Genomic DNA, 17200 nt, shown 5'->3' with positions numbered 1-17200 from the left:
ATCCCCGTCACCCTGAGGAGCGCGCACTTGCGCGCGTCTCGAAGGGTCGACGGCCGAGCTGCTACATCCGGGCCGTCGACCCTTCGAGACGCCGCTGCGCGGCTCCTCCAGCGACAAAGGCGAAGCCTTTGCGCGGGGGTGACGGGTCTGGCAGTGAGTTCATGACGCCATGGACCTGATCGCCGACCATATCAGCCATCGCTTCGGCGCACTCGACGTGCTCGACGATGTCTCCTTCACGGTCCGCGCCGGCGAGATCGTCGCGATCGTCGGTCCGTCCGGCTGCGGCAAGAGCACCCTGCTGTCGATCCTTGGCGGCCTGCTGCGGCCGAGCAAAGGTGCCGCCGAGCTGCGCGGCGCGGCGCCGGCTGATAGCCTCAATCCGCTGACCTTCGTGTTCCAGGATTTTGCGCTGCTGCCGTGGAATACGGTCGAGGACAACGTCGCGTTTCCGCTGCTGCATACGGGTTTGAGTGCCGGCGAGCGCCGCGCCGTGATCGACGACGCGCTGCGCCGCACCGGGCTGTTGGATTTTCGCGCCGCTTATCCGAAGCAACTGTCCGGCGGCATGCGCCAGCGCGTCGGCATTGCGCGGGCACTCGCGGTTCGCCCCGCGATCCTGCTGATGGACGAGCCGCTGTCGGCGCTGGATTCGCAGACCCGCGAGCTCCTGATGGAGGATTTCGTGCGCCTGCTCGCCGACGGTGCGATGGGCGCGGTCTATGTCACGCATAATCTCGAGGAAGCGGTGCGGCTCGCTGACCGCGTCGTGGTGCTGTCGCGCCGCCCTGGCCGGATCCGGGAAATCGTGACCATCCCGATGACCCGCGCCGAGCGCGGCACGACGGATGCGCGCGGGCCGATGGCTGCGCTGCAAAGTGAGCTGTGGTCGCTGATCCGCAACGAGGCGATCGATGCCGAGCGCGAGGTCCAGCATGCTTGACCGGGCGCCGCAGCAACCGAAAGACCAATCGGCGGAGGCGACGCGCCCGGTCGCGTTTCGCGGTGCCGGCTTTATCCCCGGTGGGAGCCGCCATGCCGGCTGGATCGCGCTCGCGCTCGTGATCGCGCTCTGGCAGCTCGCCGGCAGCGCAGGCTGGGTCAATCCGCTGTTCCTGCCGGCGCCGTCGGCGATCGCGGTCGCGATCTATAAGCTCGCGATGTCGGGCGCGCTGTGGCAGCACCTGTCGTGGTCCATTATGCGGATCGGTACCGGCTGGATCATCGGCACGGCCGCCGGAGTCGTGGTCGGCTTCGCGATCGGGCTGTCGACCATGGCGCGCGGCGTCGGCATCACCTTCATCTCGGCGCTGTTTCCGATTCCGAAGATCGCGCTGCTGCCGTTGCTCATTCTGTGGCTCGGGATCGGCGAGGAGCCGAAGATCGCGACCATTGCGCTTGGCGTGTTCTTCTCGACCGCGATCTCGGTCTATAGCGGCGTCGATGCGGTGCCGCGCAACCTGATCCGGATGGCGCAAAGCTTCAACGTGCCGTTCCACGCCATCGTGCGCCGCGTGATCTGGCCGGGCGCGCTGCCCTCGATCCTCGCCGGCTTCCGCATCACCGCGTCGGTGGCGCTGCTGCTCGTGGTCAGCGCCGAGATGATCGGCGCGCAATACGGCATCGGCGCCTTCGTGCTGCAGGCCGGCAATCTGATGCAGACCGATCAGCTGCTCGCCGGCGTCGTGATCCTGTCGCTGTTCGGGCTTGCGGTGGGGAAGCTGATCAATTTGCTCGAGACGAGGTTGTTGCACTGGCGGTGAGAGCACGCTGCGGGCCACAACCCCCGCTGTCGTCCCTGCGAAAGTGTTCGGTCCCGTGTGATTGGCGAGGGCCTGGATTGGCGCCAGGTAGCCGAGGCATTTGAGGCGGGTCCGATTGTAGTCGTGGACGAACTTGGCGATGAAGGCGTCGCGGTCGGCGTGGTTGACAAAGGTACGGCGCGCGCTGCCCCGTTTGTGTTCGCGGCCGATGGCTTCAGCGATGCGCCGGTTGAAGCGTTCGACGAGGCCGTTGGTTTGCGGGTGGTAGGGCTTGGTCAGGCGATGCTCGATTGCGCGCTGCTTGCAGAGCCGATCAAAGGGGTGGTCGCCGGAAGGCTTCCCGACCGGTTTGTTCTTCTTGTCGACGGCGAAGCGGTCGGTGAACTCGGCTCCGTTGTCGGTCAGGATGGTGTGAACACCGTGCGGAAAGTCGGCCAGGAAGCGTTCGAGGAAGCCGGTCGCGGTCGTTCCGTCTCGCCTGGAATGGATCTCGACGAAGACGTATCGGGTGGCGCGATCGATCGCGACAAAGGCATAACTGGTGCGGCGTTGCAGCGCGGGCAGATACTTCACGTCGATATGAATGAAGCCGATGCTGGCGCTTTCGAAGACGCCGGCCCTGGGCTTGTCAGGCTTGGCAAGCCGGCTGATGCCGTTGCGCTGCAGGCAGCGGTGGATCGCGCTGCGGGACAGCTTGGCATTGATGCACCGCTGCATCACCTCGACGATATCGTCCAGCGGCAGCTGCAGCGATGTCCGCAGCTCACACACTGCCCGTTCCTCAAGGGCGGACAGGCTGGTCGTGAGGTGCTTCGGCCGATGCGAGCGATCCTCGACCGTGCTGCGACCGCGCCAGCGATAGATTGTGGTCTCGCTGACCCCCAGCTCGGCCGCCAATTGGGCGACCGACTTCCTGCTGCGCTGGATGTAGGCACGCGTCTTCGGTGTCGTCGTGGCGTTCGCATGCAGGCTCAGTTCCATGACGCGAAGCGCTCCATGATAAAAGCCACGCCTCGTTCTACACCGATTCCATCCAACCAATCAGCAGGGACCAAACACGAAAGCAGGGACCCATAACCACGGGGCGTGGTTGTTAAAACAGGCTGGGGCCGCAGCTTCTTTAACCAACCGAGGGCGGTGGTTATGGGTCCCGGCTTTCGCCGGGACGACGTGAGGCGGGCGCTGCGTGCCTTGCGCAGACGATCGTTACGCGTTGCCCCTGTCCTCGCGGAACAGGTCGAGCTTCTGCTGCACCGGGCGGTCGGAGAACGAGAACAGCACGGAGTCGGCATCGGCCTCGTGGGTGACCCAGTGCCAGCTCGGCACCACGAACAGGTCGCGCGGTCCCCACTCGAAGGTCTGGTCGCCGACCCTTGTGCGGCCTTTGCCCTCGATCGCGGCGAACACGGTCGCATCGGTTGCGCGATAGCGCGCGGTCTTGAAACCCTTTGGCAGCAGCTGGATGAAGGTGCCGATGGTCGGCATCGCGAAATCGCCGGTCTCGGGGTTGGAGAATTTCAGCTTCAGGCCGTGACAGGCGTCCCACTCGTCGCTGACCTTGGCCTTCTCCAGCGCCTCGCGGGTGTATTCATAGGGATAGTTGAAGATCGGCGAGGTCTTCGAGGTTCGCTTCTGGTCGATCGGCAGCAGATTGTGGCCGTAGCGCGCGAAGCTCGCGCCGGCCGGCTTGGAGATCGACTGCTGGTCCTCCTTGGCGCCTTCGGCAAACGAGCAGTCGAAGAACTGCACCATCGGGATGTCGAGCCCGTCGAGCCAGAACATCGGCTCATTGGTTTCGTTGGAATGGTCGTGCCAGGTCATCGACGGCGTGATGACGAAGTCGCCCGGCGACATCGCGGTGCGCTCGCCGTCGACGGCGGTGAAGGCGCCCTTGCCCTCGAGCACGAAGCGCAGCGCCGATTGGGCATGGCGATGGGCGGGGGCGATGTCGCCCGGCACCACCATCTGCACGCCGGCGAACAGCGAGGTCGTGATCTTGGACTGGCCGCGCAGGCCGGGATTTTCCAGCACCAGCACGCGGCGCTCGGCTTCCTTGGCCGTGATCAGCTTGCCGGCCTCGTTCATGTAGTCGCGGATCTGGTCGAACTTCCACAAGTGAGGACGGCAGGCGCTTTTCGGCTCCGGCGTGATCAGATCGTTCATCACGTTCCACAGCGCCGAGAGGTTCTGGCCGTCGATCTTCTTGTAGAATGCCTCGCGCTCCGGGGTCTTCTGCACGGCTTCCATGGCAAGCCTCCCATCATTCTTGTCGGTGCAATTTAATTGACAGTATACTGACAATATGGCTAGCGTCAATGAAGCAAGCCATGGCGTTTTCGATCGAAGTGGATACCGGTTCGCGCAAAGAAAACGCGTCAAACCAGAATAATGCAAGGGAGGTTCCGATGAAGCTGCATGGCTATTTCCGGAGCAGCGCGTCCTACCGGGTCCGGATCGCCCTCAATCTGAAGGGGCTCACCTCAGAGCATCTGCCGCATCATCTGCGCAAGGGCGAGCAGTGCGCGCCGGCCTATCTCGCGATCAATCCGCAGGGGCTGGTGCCGACCCTGGAAAGCGATGCCGGCGCGATCCTCACCCAGTCGCTCGCGATCATCGAATGGCTCGACGAGACCAATCCCAACCCGCCGCTCTTGCCGAAAGATCCGCTGCGGCGCGCAAAGGTGCGGGCGTTTGCGCAGGCGATCGCCTGTGACACGCATCCGGTGCAGAATTTGAAGGTGCTGGCGCGGCTGCGTCAGCTCGGCCTGCCCGAGGAGCAGGTGACGGAATGGGCGGCTTGGGCCAATCGCGAGGGACTGTCGGCCTGCGAGACCCTGATCGGGGCGGAGTCCGGCCCGTTCTGCTTTGGCGATGCGCCGACGTTGGCCGATCTCTGCCTGGTGCCGCAGCTCGCCAATGCGCGGCGCTTCGGCGTCGACGTTTCGGCCTATCCGCGCCTGCTCAAGGCCGAGGCCGCGGCAAAGCAAATCAAGGCGTTCGCCGACGCCGCCCCGGACAAGCAACCCGATGCCGAATAACAAACCAGCGCCCGTCACGATGGACGCGGTCTATACCGCGCCCGGCTACCTGTTCCGGCGGATGCAGCAGATCGCGGTCGCACTGTTCATCGAGGAGTGCAGGGCGTTCGACCTGACGCCGGTGCAATATGCCGCGCTGGTCACGATCTCGACCCATCCCGGCATCGATGCCACGAGGCTCTCGGCGGTGATCGCGTTCGACCGTTCCACGCTCGGCAATGTGATCGAACGGCTGCAGGCCAAGGAGTTCATCGTGCGCAAGCCGGCGCCCGAGGACAAGCGGGTCAAGCTGCTCTATCTTACCAAGGCCGGCGCGGCGGTGTTGAGCGAAATCATGCCCTCGGTCGACAAGGCGCAGGCGCGGATGCTGCAGCCGCTGAAGCCGGCCGACCGCAAGACGCTGCTGGCGCTGTTGACCCAGCTCGTCGACCTCAACAACGAGGCGTCGCGGGTGCCGCTGCGCGCCGAGGACGCGCTCGAACATCTCGGGAGGTCGGGCTGATGGCGGAGACGAGACCTGTCCTGATCGCGGGTGGCGGCATTGGCGGCCTTGCCGTGGCGCTGGGCCTCGCGCAAAAAGGCATCCGCTCGATCCTGCTGGAGAAGGCCGCCGCGCTCGGCGAGATCGGCGCCGGCATCCAACTCGGCCCGAACGCGTTCCACGCCTTCGACTATCTCGGTGTCGGCGAGGCCGCGCGCAACATGGCCGTCTATATCGATCAGCTCCGGCTGATGGATGCGCTGACCGCCGACGAGATCACCCATATCGATCTCGGCGACGCCTTTCGCGCGCGGTTCGGCAATCCCTATGCCGTGGTACATCGCGGCGATCTGCATGGCGTATTCCTGCGCGCGTGCCAGAATCACGAGCTGATTGAACTGCGCGTGTCCAGCGAGGTGGCAGGCTACGAGCAGGATGGTTCGTCGGTGACGGCAAAGCTCGCCGATGGCGAGCGGATCACCGGCCGGCTTCTGATCGGCGCCGATGGCTTGTGGTCGAATATCCGCAAGCAGGTGACGTCGGACGGCCCGCCGCGCGTCTCCGGCCACACCACCTATCGCTCGGTGATCCCGACCGAGCAGATGCCGGAGGATTTGCGCTGGAATGCGGCGACGCTGTGGGCCGGCCCGAAATGCCACATCGTGCATTATCCGCTGTCGGGCTGGAAAGTGTTCAACCTCGTCGTCACCTATCACAACAATGCGCCGGAGCCGGTCGCCGGCAAGCCGGTTTCCGAAGCCGAGGTGATGAAGGGTTTTACCCACGTCCATGAACGGGCGCAGAACATCATCCGCCACGGCACCAACTGGAAGCTCTGGGTGTTGTGCGACCGCGATCCGAACGAGCAGTGGATCGACGGCCGCGTGGTGCTGCTCGGCGACGCCGCGCATCCGATGCTGCAATATTTCGCGCAGGGTGCCTGCCAGGCGATGGAGGACGCGGTCTGCCTGTCGCACATGCTGGCCAGTCACAATGACCAGGCAGCGGCGCTCGAAGCCTACAGCGCGCAGCGCTTCCCGCGCACCGCGCGCGTACAACTGATGTCACGCGCGATCGGCGAACACGTCTACCATCCCGCAGGCGAGCACGCCCGCATCCGCAACGCGATCATGAGCGCGAAGTCGCAGGATCAGTGGTGTGATGACATCGCCTGGCTGTATGGCGGGACGGGGCTGGGCGGCTAGCTACTTACTCTTCGTCCCGGACGAGCGAAGCGCGATCCGGGACCCATAACCACCGAAGGCTGTTGTTATGGCAGGCTGGGGCCCCAGCATTCGCGCCACAAGCATTTGTGGTTATGGGTCCCGGCCTTCGCCGGGACGACATCGAATGTGTGGCGGGATGGCGGGGCAGCTAATGCTCGTCGTCCCGGACAAGCGAAGCGCGATCCGGGACCCATAACCACCGAAGGCTGTTGTTAGGGCAGGCTGGGGCCCCAGCCTTCGTGCCACACACATTTGTGGTTATGGGTCCCGGCCTCCGCCGGGACGACACTGAATGTGTAGCTGGATGGCGGGCAGCTAGCTACGTACTCGTCGTCCCGGACAAGCGAAGCGCGATCCGGGACCCATAACCACCGAAGGCTGTTGTGATGGCAGGCTGGGGCCCCAGCCTTTGCGCCGCAAATATTTGTGGTTATGGGTCCCGGCCTTCGCCGGGACGACGTTGAATGTGTGGCTGTATGGCGGGGCAGCTAATGCTCGTCGTCCTGGACAAGCGAAGCGCGATCCGGGATCCATAACCACCGATGGCTGTTGTTGTGGGCAGGCTGGGGCTCCAGCCCTCGCGCCACAAGCATTTGTGGTTATGGGTCCCTGCTTTCGCCGGGACGACATTGAATTTGCGGTGGCCGCGTCCATCAACCAACGCCCTACATCCGCATCACCGCCTGCCGGTCGATCTTGCCGGTGCCGGTCTTCGGCAGCTCGTCGATGAATTTGACCTCGCGCGGATATTTGTACGGCAACAGCTTTGTCTTGACGTAATCCTGCAGCCGCCGCGTCGCTTCGGCCGTGTCGAAGCCAGCCTTGTTCATGACCACCACGGCGCGCAGCGTCATGCGCCGGTCCGGCAATTCGGCGGCGTAGACGGCGCATTCGCGGACGTCGGGGTGATCGGCGAGGCAGAGCTCGACTTCCAGCGGATAGACCCACTGGCCGGAGATCTTGATCAGATCGTCGGCGCGGCCGCGGAAGAAGTGGAAGCCGTCGCTGTCGCGCATGAAGCGGTCGCCGGTGTAGATCCAGCCGTCCTCGCGCACGGTCTCGGCGGTCTTGTCCGGCCGGTTCCAGTACAGCGGGGTCGCGGAATCGCCGCGTACCCACAGGATGCCTTCCTCATTGTCGCCGACCTCGCGGCCGTCGCTGTCGCGCAGCATGATCTCGTAGCCGGGCACGCGCAGACCGGCGGCGCCGAGCTTCTTTTGCTCCGCGCGGTTGCTGAGATAGACGTGCAGCACTTCGGTCGAGCCGAGGCCTTCGATGATCTCGAGCCCGGTGAGCCGCTTCCAGCCGTTGAAGACGTCGGCTGACAGCACTTCGGCGGCCGAGACCGCCATCCGCAGCGAGGAGAAATCGGCGGTGTCGGCGCCTTCGGCCTTGGTCAGCGAGATGTAGAGCGTCGGCAGGCCGAAGAACACGGTCGGACGATATTGCCCGATCGCCGAGAAGATCGCGGCCGGCTTCGGCTGGCCCGGCAGCAGCAGCGTCGCGGCGCCCACGGAAAATGGAAACGTGATCGAATTGCCGAAACCATAGGCGAAGAAGATCTTCGGCACCGAGAAGCAGATGTCGCCGGGCTTTAGGTTCAGCACATTGCGGGCAAAGGCGCGCTCGCTATAGGCCATGTCGTGCTGCAGATGCACGATGCCCTTGGGACGGCCGGTCGAGCCCGACGAATACATCCAGAACGCCATCTCGTTGCGGTGGGTGTCGGCCGCGTCGAGCTCGATCGGAAATCCTTGCAGCCAGTCGCCGGCGTTGCGCGCCTCGGCGACGGCGTGATCACCGGCGGCGCCGTTGACCACGACCAGCGTGCGTAGCGGCGTGTCCTTGCAGGCTTCCGGGCTGAAGCGCGCACAGAATTCCGCATCGGTGACCGCGACCTGTGCGCCGGCGTCGGACAGGTAGAATTGCAGCAGCTCGGGCGTCGTCAGCGTGTTGATCAAGAGCGGCACGAAGCCGGCACGCACCGCGCCGAAGAATGCCGCGGGATAGGCCGGGGTGTCGTCGAGAAACAGCAGGATGCGGTCGCCGCGCTGCAGTCCAAGCGACCGGAAGGCGTGGCCCCAGCGTGCGGCCTCAGCGCAGAGCTCGCGATAGGTCCGCGTGCCGGCCGGGCCGGTCAGCGCCAGGCGCTCGGCATTCCCGTTGCCGAGATTGTCGAACAGGATGCAGCTCGCATTGTAGCGCTCGGGGATCGTAAAGCCGATCTCGCGCGCACCGGGATTGTCCAGCGGAACCTGGTCGGCGATCCCAGTCATGATTGTCCCTTTGCGGCTGCGTAGCGGGCCATGAAGGCGGGCGACATCGCGCGCAGCCGCGCGTCGTCGATCCGGCCGGAACGGGTGATGTAGCTGTAGGCGAAATCCATCAGGTCGAGCGTCATGTGCGCGGGGAAGTGCTCGTACCAATCGGCGCTGGTCCGCGCCGCGGTGACGAGCTTCTTCACGATCGGCTTGCGCTCGCTCTCGTAGCGGGCAAGCGCGGCGGCGATGCCGCTTTCGGTCTCCAGCGCCTTGGTCAGCGCGATCGCATCCTCGATCGCAAGCCGCGTGCCCGAGCCGATCGAGAAATGCGCCGAATGCAGCGCATCGCCGATCAGCACCATGTTGCCGTGCGACCAGCGCTCGTTCCAGATCCACGGGAAATTGCGCCACACCGATTTGTTCGAGATCAGCCGGTGGCCGTCCAGCGTCGCGGCGAATACGTCTTCGCAAATCGCCTGCGATTGCTCGATGCTCTTGTCGGCGAAGCCGTAGGCCGCCCAGGTCGCCGCATCGCACTCGACCAGGAAAGTGCTCATGTCCTTCGCATAGCGATAGTGATGGGCGTTGAAGCTGCCGCGCTCGGTCGCCACAAAGGTCTGCGACAGCGTCGCGAAGGTTTTCGTGGTGCCGTACCAGGCGAATTTGTTGGTCGAATGCGAGACCGACGCACCGAACGCGGCCTCGAAGTCGCGGCGGACCATCGAGTTCAGCCCGTCGGCGGCAACGATCAGGTCGTAATCCCTGAGCTCGTCGACCGATTGCACCACGGTGTCGAAGCGCGGCGTGACACCCGTGCTGCGGACGCGCTCCTGCAGGATCGTCAGCAGCGCCAGCCGGCCGATCGAGGAGAACCCGACGCCGTCGATCTCGACGCTCTCGCCGCGCAGATTGAGGGTGATGTTCTTCCAGCTCTCCATCCGCGGGGCGATGGCGTCGACCGTCTCGGGGTCGTCGGCGCGCAGGAAGTCCAGCGCCTGTTCGGAGAACACCACGCCGAAGCCCCAGGTCGCGCCGGCCGCGTTCTGCTCGAACAGATCGATCTCGGCGTCGGGATGACGCTTCTTCCAGAGATAGGCGAAATAGAGCCCGCCGGGCCCTCCGCCGATCACGGCGATCCGCAACGTCTGCCTCCCAGATTGACAGTGTACTTACAATTTGGGTCCAGACTAATCGTCCTCCGGCGGGAACGCCAGAGGGAAATTGCGCGCGGCGACTAGCCGCGTGGCGCCGAAGGGTTCAGTAGCAGCGGCGGGCCTTGACCCCGTCGACCCATACCCAGCGGCAGCCGGCGGCGACGGGTTTGCGGGCGACGACCGCGCCGTTGGGGCCGGCGCAGCCGGCGCGATAGACGCCGCGCGCGCAAACGACCGCATTGGCGTCGGAGGACTCAAAGGTCATCGTCGCGGCAAAGGACAGCAGGGCCGCGGCGATCAGCAATATTGAACGCATGAAAATTCCCTCTCCCGGGTGAGGTATGCTTGGCCTGTAGGTGGCAACAAGGTGCTACGGCTCCGTGCCCGCAAATCGCCGGGCACCTGTCGTCTCACCGCCGGCGCGGCTATTTCTTTTCCGCTTCCGCCAGCACCTTCTTGCAGGCGGGCGCCAGCTTGTCGCTCTGCTTGGCGAGACAGGCGATGATGCGGCCGCCGCCGGGCGTCACGCTTTTGCAGAACTTCTCGTAGTCGCCCATGCAGGCGTCGCGTTGCGCTGTGGTCAGCTCCTGGGCGTAGACAGCGGTTGCGCCGCAAAGCAGCGCGGCGGTCAGGACAATACGCAGCATTGTTCGCTCCCTTCTCCAGTCTCTAGCGTGACGACAGGATTATCGCGCTGCGAACGGCGCCAGCACGTCGCGGCACGCCGGCGACAGCGAGCCGGCATTGGTCGCGAGGCACTGCACGATCCGCCCGCCGCCCGGTTGGACGCCGCCACAGATCGAGCGGACGTCGGCGCCGCAGGCCGAGCGCAGCACGAGCAGCTCTTCGCGCGGCCGCAGCGGCCGCAACGCGATCACGGCCGGTGCAGCCGCCGGGGCTGCCGTCGTCGCTGCAGCGCCCGGCGCGGCGGCACCGCCACCAGCGACGGCGACGGCCTTCTCGCAGGCCGGCGAAAGCTTGCCCTTGTTCTTTTCGAGACACTGCAGCGCCGCCGCGCCGCCGGTCGGCACGCCCGCGCAAACCTTGGGATAATCGGAGCGGCATGCGCTGCGGATCGCGGAGATCTGCGTGTTGGACGGCGTCCCGGCCGCCTTCGGTGCGGCGGCTTCGGTGGCGGGCTTGGCCGCTGCCGCGGGAGCAGCTTCGGTCTTGGCCGCCGCGGGCGCGGAGTCTGCCTTCGGTGCGGCGGCCGGCGCTTCGACGGCCTTCACCGCGCTGGCGCAGCCCGCGCCGAGGCTTGCCATGTTCTTCTGCAGGCATTGCAGTGAGGCTTCGCCGCCCGGCGGTACGCTGGAGCAGTGGGCGATGTAGTCGTTGCGGCATTGCGACTTGATGGCGTCGCGCTGCGCCTGGGTCGGCGCCTGCGACAAGGCCGGTGCGGTGCTCATGAATGCTGCAAGCGCAAGACATGCGGACAGCTTCGTTGCTCGTGTCAACGCATTGATCATCTGAATTAATCCTCTGGTCGCGCCGGATGTCTCCGGCTCAACTGAACTGAGTTCTGAAAAAGTCTTGTTGTAGCAACCTCGGCGAGCGGCATCATTTTCGCTTTCGAGTTCCGCTGCAAGCGGATTGTTGCTATGGATGAAGCAGGCGGATTTTTTGCCCGTCACGAGATCTTTATAATTTAGTCATTTGAATCGAGGCTCGGACATGAGGCATGCGCGCGCGTCGGCACATTTCGGTCGGAGCAGTTTTGTGCGGCTGCGAAATGCACCGCTTGCGCGCATCGTGTTCGTCGTATCCGCCTTCGCCAGTTTAAGTGCCTGCGAGCAAAACAGTTTTGTTGCACCGCCGCCGCCCAAGGTCGAGGTTGCGCCGCCGGTGCAGCGCGCCATCACACGTTATCTGGACGCAACCGGAAACACCGCGCCGATCCAGACCGTCGATCTGGTCGCGCGCGTGCAGGGCTTCCTGCAGGCGATCAACTATCAGGACGGCTCCTTCGTGAAGGCGGGGACCACGCTGTTCACGATCGAGCCGGAGACCTACAAGCTGAAGCTGGAACAGGCGCAGGCCGCAGAGGTCGGCGCGCAGGCGACGCTGAAGCAGGCCGAGCTCGACTTCAAGCGGCAGACCGACCTGGTGCAGCGGCAGGCGGTCTCGCAGGCGACCCTTGATACCTCGACGTCCACCCGGGACAACGCCCAGGCCAGCCTGCAGCAGGCCCAGGTCAACACCAGGATCGCGGCGGTCAACTACGGCTACACCAACGTGGCCGCGCCGTTCGACGGCATCGTCAGCAATCACCTGGTCTCGATCGGCGAGCTGGTCGGCGTGACGTCGCCGACGCAGCTTGCCACCATCGTGCAGCTCGATCCGATCTATGTGAATTTCAACGTCAACGAACAGGACGTGCAGCGCGTGCGGGATGAAGCGCGCCGTCGTGGTCTGTCGGTCAACGAGCTCAGGCAGTTGCCGGTCGAGGTCGGCCTGCAGACCGAGACCGGCTATCCGCACAAGGGCAAGCTTGATTACATCTCGCCGACCCTCAACCAGTCGACCGGCACGCTCGCGGTCCGCGGCGTGTTCGCAAATCCGGACCGCACTTTGCTGCCCGGCTTCTATGTCCGCGTTCGCGTGCCGTTCGACAAGCAGGACAACGCGCTGCTGGTGCCCGACGTCGCGATCGGCAGCGACCAGGCCGGCCGCTACGTGCTGGTCGTCAATGCCGAGAATGTGGTCGAGCAGCGCAAGGTGACGACCGGTCCGCTCGATGAGGGGCTGCGCGTCATCGAGAGCGGCCTGAAGCCGGATGACCGCATCGTGACCGCCGGATTGCTGCGCGCGATCCCCGGGCAGAAGGTCGATCCGCAGGTGCAGAAGGCCGACGCGGCGCCGACAGCCGCCAAATAGGACGCACGCGCCATGATCTCGAAATTCTTCATCGAGCGCCCGGTCCTTTCCAACGTCATCGCGATCCTGATGATCCTGATCGGCGGCGTGGCGTTGTACAACCTCGCGGTCGCGCAATATCCCGACGTGGTGCCGCCGACGGTGCAGGTGACGACGCGCTATCCCGGCGCCTCGGCCAAAACGGTGGTCGACACCGTGGCGCTGCCGATCGAGCAGCAGGTCAACGGCGTCGAGGACATGCTGTACATGCAGTCCTACAGCGGCGCCGACGGCACCTATACGCTGACGGTGACCTTCAAGATCGGCACCGATCTCAATTTCGCGCAGGTGCTGGTGCAGAACCGTGTCTCCAGCGCGCTGTCGCAGCTGCCGACCTCGGTGCAGAACCAGGGCGTCACGGTCCAGAAGCGGTCGACCTCGATCCTGCTGTTCGTGACGCTGACCTCGCCGAACAAAACCTATGACAGCCTGTTCCTGTCGAACTACGCCACCATCAACATCCGGGACGAGCTGTCGCGCCTGCCGGGTGTCGGCAACGTCACGGTGTTCGGCGCCGGGCAATATTCGATGCGGGTCTGGCTCGATCCGAACAAGCTGCAGGTGCGCGGGCTGGTGCCGCAGGACGTCATCCAGGCGATCCAGCAGCAGAGCCAGCAGGTCACCGCCGGCCAGGTCGGCGCGCCGCCGACGCCGGCGGGCCAGGCGTTCCAGTACACGCTGAACGTCAACGGCCGGCTCGACGACAAGAGCCAGTTCGAGGACATCATCGTCAAGACAGGCAATGTCGGCGACGTCACCCGGGTCCGCGACGTCGGCTGGGTCGAGCTCGGCGCGCAGACCTACAGCCAGATCTTCTCGCTGAACCAGAAGCCCGCGACCGGCATCGGCGTGTTCCAGTCGCCGGGCGCCAATGCCTTGCAGGTCGAGAAGGCCGTCGAGAAGAAGATGGCGGAGCTCGCCAGGCAGTTCCCGCAGGACATCAAATACGACACGCCGTTCGACACCACCAAATTCGTCAACGCCTCGATCCAGGAGGTCTACAAGACCCTGTTCGAGGCCGGCCTGCTGGTGCTGGTCGTGATCCTGGTCTTCCTGCAGGACTGGCGGGCGATGCTGGTGCCGGCAACCACCGTGCCGGTCACGATCATCGGCGCGTTCGCGGCCATGGCCGCGCTCGGCTTCACCATCAACCTGTCGACGCTGTTTGCGATCGTGCTGGCGATCGGCATCGTGGTCGACGACGCCATCGTCGTGGTCGAGGGCGCGGCGCACAATATCGAGCGCGGCATGTCGGGCCACGACGCCGCGATCAAGGCGATGGACGAATTGTTCGCGCCGATCGTCGGCATCACGCTGGTCTTGATCTCGGTGTTCCTGCCGGCGGCGTTCCTGCCCGGGCTGACCGGGCGGATGTACGCGCAATTCGCGCTGGTGATCGCCGCCACCGCGCTGCTCAGCGCCGTCAACGCCGCGACGCTGAAGCCGACACAATGCGCGCTATGGCTGCGTCCTCCCGCGCCGCCCGAGCAGCGCAATTTCTTCTATCGCGGCTTCAACGCGGTCTATGACCGGCTGGAGCGCGGCTACACACGGCTGGTCAGCGGCATCGCCGGGCATGCCAAGACCTCGGTCGCCGTTGCGCTTGTCATCATCGGGCTTGCCGGCTACGGCCTGTCGCGGGTGCCGACCGGATTCATTCCGATCGAGGACCAGGGCTATCTGCTCGCCGCGGTGCAATTGCCCGACGGCGCGGCCCTCGACCGCACCCCAGCACGTGCTCGACGAGGTCACCACGATCGCCGGCAAGACCCCCGGCGTCGACCAGGTGATCAGCATCGCCGGCATCTCGGCGCTGGACAATTCCTCGAGCCTCGCCAATGCCGGCGTCGCCTATCTGATCCTGAAGGACTGGAGCGCGCGCGGGCCGGGCGAGGACCTGCGCTCGCTGGTCTACGGGCTCAACGACAAGCTCGCGGTGATCCCGGAGGCGCGCATCCTGGTGATCCCGCCGCCGCCGATCCAGGGCATCGGCAACGCCGCCGGCTTTGCCATGCAGATCGAGCTGCGCGACGGGAATGCCGACTACGGCAAGCTGCAGGCGGTCACGGGGGCGATCGTGGCCAATGCGCAGACCCAGAGCGCGCTGCAGCGGGTCCAGTCGTCGTTCCGCTCGATGGTGCCGCAGTTCGACGTCGACGTCGATCGCATCAAGACGCAGACCCTGCACGTCACCCCCGACCAGATCTTCGCGGCGCTGTCGTCCTATCTCGGCGCCAGCTACGTCAACCAGTTCACCAAGTTCGGCCGCACCTTCCAGGTCTATACCCAGGCCGAGGCACAGTACCGCCTGAGCCTGCGCGACATCGAGAATATGATGGTGCGCAACAGCAACGGCGACATGATCCCGCTCGGAACGGTCGCCAAGATCACGCCCTCGATCGGACCGTCGCTGATCAGCCTCTACAACCTCTATCCGTCCGCCTCCATCATCGGGCTGCCGGCGCAGGGTTACTCGTCCGGCCAGTCGATGGCGCTGATGGAGGAGATCGCGGCAAAGACGCTGCCGCCCGGCTCGGGTTTTGAGTGGACGGCGATGTCGTACCAGGAGAAGGAGGTCGGCAGCCAGATCTACTACGTGTTCGCGCTGGCGCTGCTCCTGGTCTATCTGGTGCTCGCCGGGCAATATGAGAGCTGGTACGCGCCGATCTCGGTGATCCTGGCCGTACCGCTGTCGCTGCTCGGCCCGACGCTGGTGCTGCTGAGCCTGAATATCGAGAACAACCTCTACACCCAGATCGGCACCATCCTGCTGATCGCGCTGTCGGCCAAGAACGCGATCCTGATCGTCGAGGTCGCGCTGGAACGTCATCTGCGCGACGGACGGTCGGTGCTGGATGCGGCGATCGACGCGGCACGCGCGAGATTCCGGCCGATCCTGATGACGTCGTTTGCCTTCATCCTCGGCGTGCTGCCGCTGGTGATCGCGACCGGCGCCGGCGCCAACGCCCGCAAGTCGATCGGCATCACCGTGTTCTCCGGCATGATCGCCTCGACCTGCCTCGCCGTGCTGTTCGTGCCGGCGTTCTTCGTCGTGGTGCAGAGTTTTGAGAACTGGCGCAAGGCGAAGAAAGGCAAGACGGCGCCGCAAGCCGCTCCACAGGCGTCGGGTACGGCGCATTAGGGCTGCGCATTCAAACCTATCAGCGTGCCCCTGAGAGGCCGTGAATGTATGACTCTCGATGACGCAACATACTCGATGTCGTCCCGGCGAAAGCCGGGACCCATAGCCACCGAAGGTCATTGTTGCACGACGCTGGGGCCACAGCTTTCTAACGACTCAACCCTGTGGTTATGGGTCCCTTGAGTTCACAAACGAAGTGCAACACTTCCTTGAGGAGGTGTTGCCATGGGGCGGACTTACAAGCAGCTCTCTCTGGACGACCGATGCGAGATTGCCTGCCTATCGGCCAATGGCAGCTCGGTCCGGCAAATCGCGGCAGCTCTGGATCGCTCGCCATCAACGATCTCGCGGGAACTGAGGCGCAATCGGGGGAGCCAGGTCGGCTACAAGCCGAGCTATGCCCAGCACCAGATGCGAGCGCGGCGCTGGACGGGCGGACGCCTCGAACGGGAGCCCGGCCTGCGCCGCGCGGTGTTGCAACGCCTTCGCCGCGGCTGGTCGCCCGAGCAGGTCGCTGGCCGGCTGGCCCGCGAGCACGGGCGCAAGGTGATCTCCCACGAGACCATCTACCGCTTCATCTATGGCCAACTCAGGCGCACCACGGACTTCAACTGGCGGCGCTATCTGCCGCGCGCCAAGAGCAAGCGCGGCTGCCGCGGCAAGCGGGGCGGCAGCCCCGCAAGCTTCATCGAAGGCCGTGTATCCTTGGCAAATCGGCCGCTCGAAGCGGCCGACCGCAGCGTGCCCGGACACTGGGAGGCCGACCTGATGATGTTCTCGAAATACGGTCAGGCCGTGCTGACCGTGCACGAGCGCACCTCGCGGCTGCTGCTCGGCATCCGCCTTGCCAGCAAGGTCGCGCGCGGTGTCGCCCGCCATCTCGTGGGCTTCTTCGCGCCCCTTCCACAAGAGCTGCGCCAGAGCGTTACCTTCGACAACGGCACCGAGTTCGCCGGTCACCTGGCGCTGCACCGCCTCTCGATCGCGACCTTCTTCTGCGATCCCCATGCCCCCTGGCAGAAGGGTGGCATCGAGAACGCCATCGGCAGGATGCGCCGCTTTATTCCCCGCAAGACGGATCTCGTAACCCTCTCGACCGCCAGGTTCCGCCAGTTCATCGCCGCCTACAACAACACCCCGCGCAAATGCCTTGACTACCGCACGCCTGCCGAGTCCTTTGCTCAAGTGTTGCACTTCGAATGTGAATCCACCTCCCGGC

12 protein-coding genes and 3 pseudogenes are annotated in these 17200 nt (G+C 65.1%); 8 read left to right on the top strand and 7 right to left on the bottom strand.

The genetic code is table 11. The features are described from left to right. Positions 1-169: 169 nt before the first annotated feature. Positions 170-943: an ABC transporter ATP-binding protein gene (locus ACVW1B_RS37755; protein ID WP_253605090.1), complete on the top strand. Its 774-nt coding sequence runs from the start codon at positions 170-172 to the stop codon at positions 941-943. Continuing rightward, positions 936-1763: an ABC transporter permease gene (locus ACVW1B_RS37750; protein ID WP_253605092.1), complete on the top strand. Its 828-nt coding sequence runs from the start codon at positions 936-938 to the stop codon at positions 1761-1763. Before ACVW1B_RS37755 ends, ACVW1B_RS37750 begins: the two co-directional genes overlap by 8 nt. A 129-nt stretch (positions 1764-1892) precedes the next feature. On the opposite strand, the pseudogene ACVW1B_RS37745 reads toward ACVW1B_RS37750, so the two are convergent. Beyond that, a pseudogene (locus tag ACVW1B_RS37745) lies at positions 1893-2744 on the bottom strand (DDE-type integrase/transposase/recombinase); the annotation flags it as partial. 225 nt (positions 2745-2969) lie between these two features. Beyond that, positions 2970-4010, bottom strand: a complete 1041-nt coding sequence (gene gtdA, locus ACVW1B_RS37740; RefSeq protein ID WP_038384747.1) for a gentisate 1,2-dioxygenase — start codon at positions 4008-4010, stop codon at positions 2970-2972. 158 nt (positions 4011-4168) lie between these two features. Between gtdA and maiA the strand changes: the two genes are divergently transcribed. The 3 genes from maiA to ACVW1B_RS37725 are packed head-to-tail and all read left to right on the top strand — an operon-like array spanning position 4169 to position 6487. Beyond that, positions 4169-4801 carry a maleylacetoacetate isomerase gene (maiA, locus tag ACVW1B_RS37735; RefSeq protein WP_456822834.1) on the top strand — a complete coding sequence of 211 codons (633 nt, stop codon included), beginning with the start codon at positions 4169-4171 and terminating at the stop codon, positions 4799-4801. Further along, positions 4791-5303: a MarR family winged helix-turn-helix transcriptional regulator gene (locus ACVW1B_RS37730; protein WP_253605095.1), complete on the top strand. Its 513-nt coding sequence runs from the start codon at positions 4791-4793 to the stop codon at positions 5301-5303. Before maiA ends, ACVW1B_RS37730 begins: the two co-directional genes overlap by 11 nt. Further along, the gene (locus ACVW1B_RS37725; protein WP_253605096.1) at positions 5303-6487 is read left to right on the top strand and encodes a 3-hydroxybenzoate 6-monooxygenase; all 1185 of its coding nucleotides are present in this window, start codon (positions 5303-5305) and stop codon (positions 6485-6487) included. The genes ACVW1B_RS37730 and ACVW1B_RS37725 overlap by 1 nt, the downstream gene beginning before the upstream one ends. Before the next feature lie 686 nt (positions 6488-7173). On the opposite strand, the gene ACVW1B_RS37720 is transcribed toward ACVW1B_RS37725, so the two are convergent. From ACVW1B_RS37720 to ACVW1B_RS37700, 5 genes are all read right to left on the bottom strand, one after another. Continuing rightward, positions 7174-8784, bottom strand: a complete 1611-nt coding sequence (locus tag ACVW1B_RS37720) for a benzoate-CoA ligase family protein (RefSeq protein WP_253605097.1) — start codon at positions 8782-8784, stop codon at positions 7174-7176. Then, positions 8781-9911 carry an FAD-dependent monooxygenase gene (locus ACVW1B_RS37715; protein WP_253605098.1) on the bottom strand — a complete coding sequence of 377 codons (1131 nt, stop codon included), beginning with the start codon at positions 9909-9911 and terminating at the stop codon, positions 8781-8783. The genes ACVW1B_RS37720 and ACVW1B_RS37715 overlap by 4 nt, the downstream gene beginning before the upstream one ends. 115 nt (positions 9912-10026) lie before the next feature. Beyond that, on the bottom strand, positions 10027-10239 hold the full coding sequence (locus ACVW1B_RS37710) for a hypothetical protein (RefSeq protein ID WP_253588206.1): 213 nt from the start codon (positions 10237-10239) through the stop codon (positions 10027-10029). Between the two features lie 109 nt (positions 10240-10348). Then, on the bottom strand, positions 10349-10570 hold the full coding sequence (locus ACVW1B_RS37705; RefSeq protein WP_028336261.1) for a cysteine rich repeat-containing protein: 222 nt from the start codon (positions 10568-10570) through the stop codon (positions 10349-10351). 39 nt (positions 10571-10609) lie between these two features. Next, positions 10610-11392: a cysteine rich repeat-containing protein gene (locus ACVW1B_RS37700; protein ID WP_253605099.1), complete on the bottom strand. Its 783-nt coding sequence runs from the start codon at positions 11390-11392 to the stop codon at positions 10610-10612. A 250-nt stretch (positions 11393-11642) separates the two neighbouring features. Between ACVW1B_RS37700 and ACVW1B_RS37695 the strand changes: the two genes are divergently transcribed. The 3 genes and pseudogenes from ACVW1B_RS37695 to ACVW1B_RS37685 form a co-directional block, all read left to right on the top strand. Further along, a complete protein-coding gene (locus ACVW1B_RS37695) occupies positions 11643-12800 on the top strand; it encodes an efflux RND transporter periplasmic adaptor subunit (RefSeq protein ID WP_253605100.1) in 1158 nt (385 codons plus the stop codon). 12 nt (positions 12801-12812) lie between these two features. Beyond that, positions 12813-15981: pseudogene (locus ACVW1B_RS37690) on the top strand (efflux RND transporter permease subunit). 225 nt (positions 15982-16206) lie between these two features. Next, positions 16207-17193, top strand: a pseudogene (locus tag ACVW1B_RS37685) (IS30 family transposase); the annotation flags it as partial. Positions 17194-17200: the final 7 nt, after the last annotated feature.

The organism is Bradyrhizobium sp. USDA 4502 (assembly GCF_054063355.1).
This window is presented reverse-complemented; position numbering and strand designations above follow the sequence as displayed.